The 10,057-nt window shown below is 72.9% G+C and carries 10 protein-coding genes and 1 pseudogene; 10 read left to right on the top strand and 1 reads right to left on the bottom strand.

The genetic code is table 11. The features are described from left to right. Positions 1-303: pseudogene (locus CCN39_RS51365) on the bottom strand (hypothetical protein); the annotation flags it as partial. A 334-nt stretch (positions 304-637) separates the two neighbouring features. Here CCN39_RS51365 and CCN39_RS49770 point away from each other — a divergent pair. From CCN39_RS49770 to CCN39_RS42180, 10 genes are all read left to right on the top strand, one after another. Beyond that, entirely contained in the window at positions 638-2,590 is a 1,953-nt protein-coding gene (locus CCN39_RS49770; protein WP_143264362.1) for a hypothetical protein, read from the top strand. 11 nt (positions 2,591-2,601) lie between these two features. After that, on the top strand, positions 2,602-3,048 hold the full coding sequence (locus CCN39_RS42140) for a phage tail protein (protein ID WP_003098522.1): 447 nt from the start codon (positions 2,602-2,604) through the stop codon (positions 3,046-3,048). A 5-nt stretch (positions 3,049-3,053) separates the two neighbouring features. After that, on the top strand, positions 3,054-3,821 hold the full coding sequence (locus CCN39_RS42145) for a CIS tube protein (protein WP_086852088.1): 768 nt from the start codon (positions 3,054-3,056) through the stop codon (positions 3,819-3,821). Further along, positions 3,814-5,637 carry a VgrG-related protein gene (locus tag CCN39_RS42150; RefSeq protein WP_086852090.1) on the top strand — a complete coding sequence of 608 codons (1,824 nt, stop codon included), beginning with the start codon at positions 3,814-3,816 and terminating at the stop codon, positions 5,635-5,637. The genes CCN39_RS42145 and CCN39_RS42150 overlap by 8 nt, the downstream gene beginning before the upstream one ends. A gap of 13 nt (positions 5,638-5,650) precedes the next feature. After that, positions 5,651-5,932 carry a PAAR domain-containing protein gene (locus CCN39_RS42155; protein WP_003098529.1) on the top strand — a complete coding sequence of 94 codons (282 nt, stop codon included), beginning with the start codon at positions 5,651-5,653 and terminating at the stop codon, positions 5,930-5,932. 1 nt (position 5,933) lies between these two features. Next, the gene (locus CCN39_RS42160) at positions 5,934-6,344 is read left to right on the top strand and encodes a GPW/gp25 family protein (RefSeq protein ID WP_086852091.1); all 411 of its coding nucleotides are present in this window, start codon (positions 5,934-5,936) and stop codon (positions 6,342-6,344) included. Beyond that, positions 6,344-8,305 carry a putative baseplate assembly protein gene (locus CCN39_RS42165; RefSeq protein WP_086852093.1) on the top strand — a complete coding sequence of 654 codons (1,962 nt, stop codon included), beginning with the start codon at positions 6,344-6,346 and terminating at the stop codon, positions 8,303-8,305. Before CCN39_RS42160 ends, CCN39_RS42165 begins: the two co-directional genes overlap by 1 nt. Beyond that, positions 8,302-8,841, top strand: a complete 540-nt coding sequence (locus CCN39_RS42170) for a phage tail protein (protein WP_086852095.1) — start codon at positions 8,302-8,304, stop codon at positions 8,839-8,841. Before CCN39_RS42165 ends, CCN39_RS42170 begins: the two co-directional genes overlap by 4 nt. Before the next feature lie 3 nt (positions 8,842-8,844). Next, positions 8,845-9,831: a zinc ribbon domain-containing protein gene (locus tag CCN39_RS42175; protein ID WP_086852097.1), complete on the top strand. Its 987-nt coding sequence runs from the start codon at positions 8,845-8,847 to the stop codon at positions 9,829-9,831. Between the two features lie 32 nt (positions 9,832-9,863). Further along, positions 9,864-10,057: hypothetical protein (locus CCN39_RS42180; RefSeq protein WP_208630625.1), on the top strand; the 194-nt coding region annotated here is incomplete at its 3' end.

Here is a 10,057-nt window from a genome sequence, read left to right on the forward strand (position 1 = left end):
GGCCCCGGTGGGTGGGCCGCCGGTGCAGCGGGTCGTCGCTCCGGAACCGCCCGAGTTGCCGCTGGCGCTGCCGGTCGTGGCGGGGCGCGAAGTCGTGCCGCCGTTGACGTCGGCGGGCAGCGTGGACACCCCGCCGGTCCGGACCCTGCAGGCGATCGCGGAACCGTCCCCTGTGGACACCCCGGCGGCCGAGACCACCCCGGTGGTGCCCTTGGCAGCGCCGGACCCCGAGCCGGCCGAGCCGGACCCGGTCGAGCCGGAGCGCCCGGAGCTGCCCCTCGTCCAGCGGACCGAGCAGGCCACCCCCCGACGGCTGGGACTCGGTGCGCCGGTGCTGCCCGCACCCGCCGCGCCGGTCGGAGGACCGCTCCCGGTGTCCCGCCTCGCGGACGCACCGGGACCGCCACCGGTGTCGCGGACAACCGGTTCGCCGCCGGTGAACAGCTTCCGCCCCATCGACACCACGGAGCCGCCCGGGACACCGGGCGGCTCGACGAGCGTTTCCGCGCCGTTGCCGGTGACACGGGTGGAGGAATCATCCCTTCAGGGGACGACACTTCCTGCCGCCTCAACGGGCCAGGTGCCGGTGCTGCCGAGAGCTGCGTCCTCGGAGGCCTCGGCATCCGCTGGTGGGCCGGTGGTGCAGAAGTTGCCGGCGGCCGGGACTGCGGACCGCGCGACGGAGGCGGCACCGCTTCCGGTGATGCGGGCCCTCGAGACCGCGCAGGAACCCTCGTCTCCGGCGGGCGGCGGCCCGGCGCTTCCCGTGCTGCGCACCGCCGAATCTCCGGTCGGCCCGGTGATGCGAGCGACAGAGACCCCGGCACTTCCGGTCACGAAACCGCCGACGGCCGCATCGCTTCCGGCGACACCGGCCGGTGAGGGGCCGCTGTTCCCGATCGCGCGAGCGGTCGAGGACGCACCGGCCTCGCCGCCGGGAGCGCCCCAGAGCACTCCGCTGCCGGTGGCCCACGCGGAAGAAGGACCGGCCCCGGTGGCGAGGGCCATCGAAACCGCAGGACTTGCCGCGGATCGCGCGGCCGAAGGCCCGGCAGCGCCGGCGGGCGGGGCAGGGACGCCGCCGCTGCCGGTGGCGAGGGCGACCGAATCCGGAGCCCGCGCGGCCGAAGGCTCGGCGGGCGGGGTTGCGGTGCCGTCGTTGCCGGTGGCGAGGGTGATCGATTCGCCGGAACTGTCGGTGGCTCGTGCGGGTGGTGACTCCGCGGCGCCGGTGGGTGGGGCGGTGCTGCCGGTGGCGAGGGCCATTGATTCGCCGGGGCTCTCGGTGGCTCGCGCGGGCGATGACTCCGCAGCGCCAGTGAGCGGGGCTGCGTTGCCGGTGGCAAGGGCGATCGATTCGCCGGAGCTCTCGACGGGCGATAACTCCGCAGCGCCGGTGGGTGGGGCTGTGCTGCCGGTGGCGAGGGCCATTGATTCGCCGGGGCTCTCGGTGGCTCGCGCGGGCGGTGACTCCGCAGCGCCGGTGGGTGGCGCGGTGCTGCCGGTGGCGAGGGTGATCGATTCGCCGGGACTCTCGGTGGCTTGCGCAGGCGATAACTTCGCAGCGCCAGTGAGCGGGGCTGCGTTGCCCGTGGCGAGGGCCGTCGATTCCGCTGGGCTTGCCCGCGCGGATGAAGGCTCGGTGGGCGCTTCGGTACCGCCGCTGCCGGTGCTGAGGGCCGTCGAAACCTCAGGACTCTCGGGGCTTCACGCGGCCGGAGGCTCGTCTAGCGGGGCAGGGATGCCGTCACTGCCGGTGGCGAGGGCGATCGAGACTCCGCAACCGCCCGCAGCGGGAACCGCGCTGCCGAGCGCGCGAGGGACCGAGACCCCGGCTCTTCCGGTGGCGCGGCCCTTCGAGGGCCCGCCGTCGACGGGCGCGGCACGGGCGATCGCTCGCACCGCCGAAGCCACTCCGGTGCCGGGACCCGGGCAGCCGGCGCTCCCGGTGGCTCGTGCGGTCGAAGGCTCGGCGCCCGTGGCAGGCGCCGCGCTGCCGCTCCTGGTGGCTCGCGCCGTCGAAAACCCGGGGCCGGTGGCGCGGGCCGTCGAAAGCCCGGGGCCGGCTGCGGGGGCTGCCGTCGGCTCGGCGGGGCCACCGGCCGCCGATGGGCTGGCGGGGGCCGCGCTGCCGCCGCTGCTGGTGGCACGAGCCGCCGAAACCTCGGCTTGGGCGGCCGATGTCGCCCCGGCGCTGCCGCTCACCGTGGCTCGCACCGAAGACCCCGGAGCGCGCACCGCCGAGAGCACCGCGCCACCGCTTCCCCTCGCCCGGGCGATCGAGGCCCCCGCGCGCTCCGATGCGGTGCTCCGCAACGGAAGACCCGCCGAGCTTCCCGTCGCGCGAATCCCCGACCCGCCTCCACCGTCCACACCGGACCCCGTGCCGGCCCCCGCCGTCACCACGGTCGTCCAGCGCGATCCCGAACTCGCCCCGGCGCCGACACCCGCACCCGCCGCGGCACCGCCGCCGCAGCCGGAAACCGAAGAGCTCGTCAAGAAGCTCTTCGACCCGCTGCTGCGCCGCCTCAAGACCGAACTCCGTCTCGACCGTGAGCGCCGGGGTGCGCTCACCGATCGCCCGCACTGAAGGAGGAGCCGATGCCGGACACCGAAGAGGCCGTTGCCGTCTGTTACGTCGTCAAGCTGGACGACAAGAACCTCGGCAACCTCGGCGCGTTCTCCAGCTGCGATGGCCTCGGCTGCGAATTCGTCATGGAACAGCGGGAAGAAGGCGGCAACAACGGCATGGTCTGGCAGCTGCCGACCCGGATCAAGTACTCGAACATCAAACTCTCGCGCCCGGTCACCGAGGCCAGCTCGCAGATCACCAAGTGGTTCGCCAGCCTGGCGAGCGGGATCGAACGCAAGACCGCCACCATCGAGGCCCGCACGCTCGAAGGCAAGGTGATCGCCAGCTGGGCCCTCGAAGGCGTCGTTCCGGTGCGGTGGAGCGGCCCGCAGCTCTCGCCCGACTCGCCCAAGGTCGCCACCGAGACCCTCGAACTGGCCCACCACGGCTTCCTCAGCCCGGCGAAGAAGGGCTGACGCCGATGTCCTCACCCGTCACCTTCACCTCCGCCGGCTCGCAGCCGCCCGCCGCCTACGGTTCCGGGGAACCGGCGCCCAGCAACCTGCAGCGCGCGCTGCTCGAAGTCCGGAAGCCGCCGCAGTCGGGGGGCACCGGGCAGCCGCCCGGGGACAAGCTGTTCGACATCAAGTTCCAGTTCAACCCCAAGGAACTGTCGGTCAGCAAGAACGCCAAGTGGGGCCGCGACGCCCAGCCGAACGCCAAGAAGAGCGCGCCGCCGCAGTTCAAGGGGTCCGATCCGGCCAAGCTCGCGCTGGAGATGTTCCTCGACGCCACCGACAAGATGGACGACGCCGTCGTCAAGAAGGTCGAGCAGCTGTTCACCTGCTGCGTGGCCACCGAGGACAGCCGCCAGCACCGCAAGCCCTCGCCGCCGTGGGTGATCTTCAAGTGGGGCGGCATGACCGGCTTCCCCGCCTACGTCTCCAGTGTCACCGCGAAGTACACGCTCTTCACGCCGTCGGGCACGCCGGTGCGCGCGGTCTGCACGGTCAACCTGGAGGAGATCTCCGGCGAGCTGGGCGGGCAGAACCCGACCTCCGGCGCGCTCGCGGCCCGGGACACGCACGTCCTCGTCGCCGGGGACTCGCTGCCCTCGGTCGCGTTCCGCGCCTACGGCGACGCCGGGAAGTGGCGCGAGATCGCCGACGCCAACGACATCGACGACCCGATGCGGCTGCGGCCCGGCACCCGGCTCCTGGTGCCCGCGCTGGAGGAGCTCGATGGCTAACGAGACCTTCACGAACACCCTCATGGTCGAGGTCGAGGGCACCGCGCTGCCCGACGACGTCAAGGTGATGCTCGGCTACGCCTACGTCGACGACAGCCGGAACCTGCCGGACACCTTCGTGCTGCGCTTCCGCGACCCCGGGACCGTCGTGCTGGAGAAGGGCAAGTTCAAGGTCGGGGCGAAGATCAAGCTCAAGGTCCAGACGTCGGACCCGGAAGGCCCGCAAGACCTGCTCTCGGGCGAGGTCACCGCGGTCGCGATCGACCTCGACGCGCACGGCACCTTCACCGAGGTCCGCGGGTACGACCACGCGCACCGGCTGTTCCGCGGCCGCCGGGTCGCGGCGTACCCGAACATGACCATCGCGGACGTCGTGCGCAAGGTCGCCCAGCGCGCGAACCTCCCGGTCGGCAAGATCGACAACGTCAAGGGCTTCGGCGGCCGCCCGAACACCCAGCTGTCCCAGGACAACGTCAGCGACTGGGAGTTCCTGTCCCGGCTGGCCGACGCGGTCGGCGCACAGATCGCCGTCCGGGACGGGAAGCTGAACTTCGAACTCCCGGAGAAGCCGGCCGGCGCGCCCTCGGCCACCACCAAGGCCACCGCCGACCCGCTCGTCCTCGAAGCCCACGGGACGCTGCTCAACCTGCGCGCCAGCGTCACCGCGGCCGAGCAGGTCCCCGAAGTGCGGGTCAACGGCTGGGACTACGAGAACAAGCAGCCGATCACCGCCAGCGCGACGCCGAAGAACGCGGGCACGGACGTCCCGGGGGTGGACCCGGTGGCGCTGGCGGGCAAGTTCGCGAGCCCGCCCTTCCTCGACGCCGCCGCGCCCCGGCGCGCCCAGGGCGAGGCGGACGCGACGGCGAAGGCGCTGGCCGAGAAGTTCGGCAGCGCCTGCACCGAACTCGACGGCGTCGCCAAGGGCAACCCGAAGCTGCGCGCGGGCGCCCCCGTCACGCTGACCGGCGTCGGCCAGCCCTTCTCCGGCAAGTACACGCTGACCAGCACGCGCCACCTGTTCAACGACGAGGTCGGCTACACCACCGAGTTCGCCGTGTCCGGCCGCCAGGAACGCTCGCTCTACGGCCTGGTCGCGGGCGGGGCGAAGACCTCGGCGTGGCCGGGGGTCGTCCCCGCGCAGGTGACCGACCTCAAGGACCCGGCGAAGCTCGGCCGCGTCAAGGTCACCTTCCCCTGGCTGGACAAGGACTTCTCCAGCACGTGGGCGCGCACGGTCCAGCCGGGTGCGGGCAAGGACCGCGGCGCGCTGGTGCTGCCCGAGGTCGGCGACGAGGTCCTGGTGGCCTTCGAACACGGGGACTTCGAAGCGCCCTACGTGCTCGGCGGCCTCTACAACAACAAGGACACGGCGCCGTCGAAGTTCACCAAGCCCGCCGTCGACGGCAACAGCGGGGAGGTCGCGCTGCGCGGGTTCGTCTCGCGGAAGGGCCACAAGCTCGAGTTCGCCGAGGACGACGGGATCATCCTGTCCTCCGGGGACGCGAAGTTCGTGGTCAAGATCGACCAGAAGAACCAGGTCATCGAGGTGACCAGCGGCAAGAGCGTCACGGTCAAGGCGCAGAACGGCGTGAGCATCGACGCCGGCACCGGGCCGCTGGAGCTCAAGGGCCAGAAGGTGTCCGTGAAGTCCCAGACCGACGCCAGCATCGAGGCGAGCAGCCAGCTGAAGCTGAACGGGACGGCGGGCGTGAAGGTCGAGGGCGCCAGCGTTTCGGTCGCCGGCCAGGGCCAGACGGAGCTGACCGCGAGCGGTGTCGTCACCGTGCGCGGCGGCGTGGTCAAGATCAACTGACGGGGGAGTGCGCATGCCACCAGCCGCGAGGGTCGGCGACCCGACCGGGCACCCCGGCGTCATCGCCGGGCCGGGGGTGCCGACCGTGCTGATCGGCGGGATGCCCGCCGCGAACGTCGGGACGCTGCACACGTGCTCGTTCCCGCCGCCCGCGGTGCACCCGCCGACGCCGATCGCGCCGCCGGGCTGCCCGACGGTGCTCATCGGCGGCATGCCCGCGGCCCGGATGGGCGACATGGCCGCCTGCGGCGCGCCGATCGTCATGGGCTGCCCGACCGTCCTGATCGGAGGCTGAAGTGGATTTCCTCGGCCGGGGACTGGCGTTCCCGTTGCACACCGACGCGACCGGCTCGATCGCGCTGGTCGGTGGCGAGCGCGAGGTCGTCGAGAGCATCCGGCTGATCCTGGCGACCTCGCCCGGCGAACGCCCGATGCGCCCCGAGTTCGGCTGCGCGGTGCACGACCTCGTGTTCGCGCCCGCCGACGCGGCGACCGCCGGGCAGATCGCCTACGAAGTCCGGGTCTCGCTGGAGCGCTGGGAGCCGCGGATCACGCTCGACGACGTCGTCGTCAGCTTCGACGAGGCCGACCGGGGCACCCTGCTGATCGACATCCGCTACCGCCTGCGCGGCACCAACGACCCGCGCAACCTCGTCTTCCCCTTCTACGTCATCCCGCCGCACGATTCAGGCGAGGACGGTGCGTGATGACCCTGCCGATGCCCAACCTCGACGACCGCCGGTTCCAGGACCTCGTCGACGAAGCCAAGTACCTGGTCCAGCGCAACTGCCCGGAGTGGACCGACCACAACGTCTCCGACCCCGGTGTCACGCTGATCGAGACGTTCGCGCAGATGGTCGACCAGCTGCTCTACCGGCTCAACCGGGTGCCCGACCTGCACTACCTGCGGTTCCTCGACCTGATCGGGGTCCGGCTGTTCCCGCCCGCCGCGGCGCGGACCGACGTGACGTTCTGGCTCTCGGCCGCCCGCGACGTCCCGGTGGTCGTCGCGAACGGCAAGCAGGTCGCGAGCGTGCGCAACGAGGTCGAGGACCCGGTGGTCTTCACCGTGGAGCGCACCCTGAACATCGTGCCGTGCTCGCTCGCGCACCTGGCGACCAGCACGGCCGACACCGGCCTGCCGCCGGTCGACCGCACCGACGAACTGCTCGTCGGCGGCGGCCCCGCGGCCTTCTCCGAAACCCCGGCGCCCGGCGACGCGGTCCTCTTCGGACTGTCGGACGCCGTGCCCGGCTGCGCGGTGCTGCTGCGGATGAACTGCGAGGTCGAGGGCCAGGGCGTCGACCCGCGCGACCCGCCGTGGCTGTGGGAGGCCTGGGACGGCACCGGCTGGGCGGCCTGCGAGGTCGACCGGGACAGCACCGGCGCGTTCAACCGGGCCGGCGACATCGTGGTGCACGTCCCGGACGGGCACGCGATGTCAGTGCTCGCGCGGCAGCGGGCCGGCTGGCTGCGGTGCCGGCTGGTCCAGGCCAACCAGAACCAGCCGTTCTACCAGCGCTCGCCGCGGCTGCACGCGGTCGAAGCCTCGACCATCGGCGGCACGGTCGCGGCCGTGCACGCCGAGATCATCCGCAACGAGGTCGTCGGGACGTCGGACGGCACGCCGGGCCAGCGGTTCCCGCTCGGCCGCCCCCCGGTGGTCGTCGGGGAGGGCGAACTGGTCGTCGAGGTCTCCGGCCCGGACGGCTGGCAGCCGTGGACGGAGGTCCGCTCCTTCGCCGACTCCGGCCCGGACGACCGGCACGTCATGCTCGACCGCGTCGGCGGGCAGGTCGAGTTCGGGCCGGCCGTGCGCCAGCCCGAGGGCGGCCTCCGGTACTACGGCGCCGTCCCGGCCAAGTCCGCCGCGATCCGCGTGCCCGAGTACCGGTCCGGCGGCGGGCGGCGCGGCAACGTCGCCCGCGAGGTCCTCGAGGTGCAGCGGGACCCGATCCCGTTCGTCAGCAGCGTGGTCAACCGCCGTCCCGCGATCGGCGGGGTGGACGGCGAATCGGTCCGGGACGCGGCGGTCCGCGGCCCGTTGCTGCTGCGCACCCGCGACCGCGCGGTCACCGCCGAGGACTACGAGCAGCTCGCGCGCGAAGCGGCACCGGAAGCGGCCCGGGTGCGGTGCATCCCGGCGCACGGCGCCGACGGCCGAGAAACCGGCGCGATCCGGGTCCTCGTCGTCCCGGCCGTGCCCGACACCGGCGAGCTCGCCTTCGCGACCCTGATGCTCGAAGCCGGCATGCGCGCCCGGATCGAGCGCTACCTCGGCGAACGCCGCTGCGTGGGCGCGCTCGTGTCCGTGGAACCGCCGTTCTACCAGGGCGTCACGGTGGTGGCGCGGCTGCGCGCCCGGCGCCGGACGACGGCGGGCACGCTGGGCGCCCGGGCGAGCCAGGCCCTGTACGACTACTTCAACCCGATCAGCGGCGGCCCGGACGGCGACGGCTGGCCCTTCGGCCGCCCGGTGCAGTCGGGCGAGGTGTTCGCGGTGCTGCAACGGCTTCCCGGCGTCGAGCTGGTGGAGGACGTGCGGCTGTTCGCCGCGAACCCGATCACGCGGGAACGGGGTGAGCAGGTGGACCGGCTCGACCTGCCGCCGAACGCCCTCGCCTTCTCGTTCGGGCACCAGGTCCGGGTGCGGGAGGCGGGCGCATGAGGACGGGGGTTCCCGGGCTGCCGACCCCGCACCCGATCGGCGAGCAGCTGCCCGCGGTGTACGCCGAGGACCGGTTCGTGCAGGGCTTCACCGGCGCGCTGGACGAGGTCCTCGCGCCGGTCATCTCCACCTTGGACAACTTCGCGGGCTACCTCGACCCGGGCGTGGCGCCGGCCGATTTCGTCGGCTGGCTGGCCCACTGGGTCGCGTTGCGGGTCGACGAGAGCTGGGATCCGGAGCAGCTGCGGCAGCTGGTCACGCGCTCGGTCGAGCTGCACCGGTGGCGCGGCACGCGGCGCGGGCTCACCGAACACGTGCGGCTGCTGACCGGCGGCGCGGTCGAGGTGACCGACAGCGGCGGGGTCGTCGCCGACCCGCAGCCGGGCGCGCCGTTGCCGGACCCGGGACCGCCGTGGGTGCAGGTGCGCGTGCGGGTCCCGGACCCGGCCCGGGTCGACGTGCGCCGGCTGACGGCGACGGTCGTGGATGCGGTGCCCGCCCACGTGCGGGTCACGGTGGAAGTGCTGGAGGGCTAGCGGATGGTCATCTACGCGGAGTGCGGGCACCAGGGGCCCGCCGACGTCGAGTTCTGCGGCGAATGCGGCCGCTACCTGAAGTGGGACGACGACGGCCCGGTCGCGGTGAAGGCGCAACCGGTGCTGCAGCAACAGCAACAGCAGGTCGTGCAGCCGGCCGAACCGATCGCGCCGGTCCGGCAGCCGGTGCAGCAGACGGTGGAGGAGCAGGTCCTCAACCCGGGCGACCTGATCTGCGGCCGGTGCGGCAAGGGCAACGCGCCCACCCGCAACTTCTGCAGCCGCTGCGGCGCCTCGCTGGCGGAGTCCGAGGTCGTCAAGACGTCGTGGTGGCGGCGGCTGTTCGGCCGCAAGCCGAAGGAACACAAGGCGGGGGCGCGGCCGGGCAAGGACGGCGTCCGGCGCCGGACCGGCCGGGCCGGGGCCGCGCGCCGGACCGTCGGCAAGGTGATCCGCCGGGCCGTCGCGGTGGCGCTGATCTTCTCGGCGCTGATCTACGCGCTGTACCAGCCGTTCCGCAGCGCGATCAACACCGCGGCGGTGGGGGTGTGGAGCCAGGTGACCGGCATCTTCGAGGCCAAGCTGAACCCGATCCACCCGGTCAAGGTGACCGCGACCGCGCAGGCGGACGGCCACGCGGCGCCACTGGTCACCGACAACGCCAAGAACACGTTCTGGGCAGCCCCGGGCGACCGGGAACAGGTGCTGGTGTTCACCTTCGACCACCCGGCGGACCTGCGGAAGGCGATCGTGTACTCCGGTGACGCGGCGAACTTCCCGGCCGCGCACCGGCCGCAGAAGCTGCACCTGGTGTTCTCCACCGGCAAGACCTACGACATGGTGCTGGCCGACACGCCGGACTCCCAGGAAGTCGCGATCGAGAACAGCGAAGGCGCCACGAGCGTCGAGCTGCACGTGACCGGGTTGTACCGCTCGCTCAACGGCACGGACGTCGCGATCTCCGAGATCGAGCTGTTCGAAGCCGGCTGAGTCACCGAAGTCTTTTTTGGGGAGGACCGACCATGCGCGCGAACCGAGCGGTGGCGGGCATCGCGGTCGTCGCGGTGCTCGGCGGCTGGGCGATCAGCGGAGCGCTCTCGCCGACCGAAGCACAGGCACCGACACCGGTGGCCGCGCCGTACCGCGTCGGGTACGTCAGCGCGGCCACCACCGGCCTGTACCAGGCGACCGGTGAAGGCGCGGTGGCTCACCCACA

Source organism: Amycolatopsis kentuckyensis (genome assembly GCF_002155975.1).
Classification (GTDB): Bacteria; Actinomycetota; Actinomycetes; order Mycobacteriales; family Pseudonocardiaceae; genus Amycolatopsis; species Amycolatopsis kentuckyensis.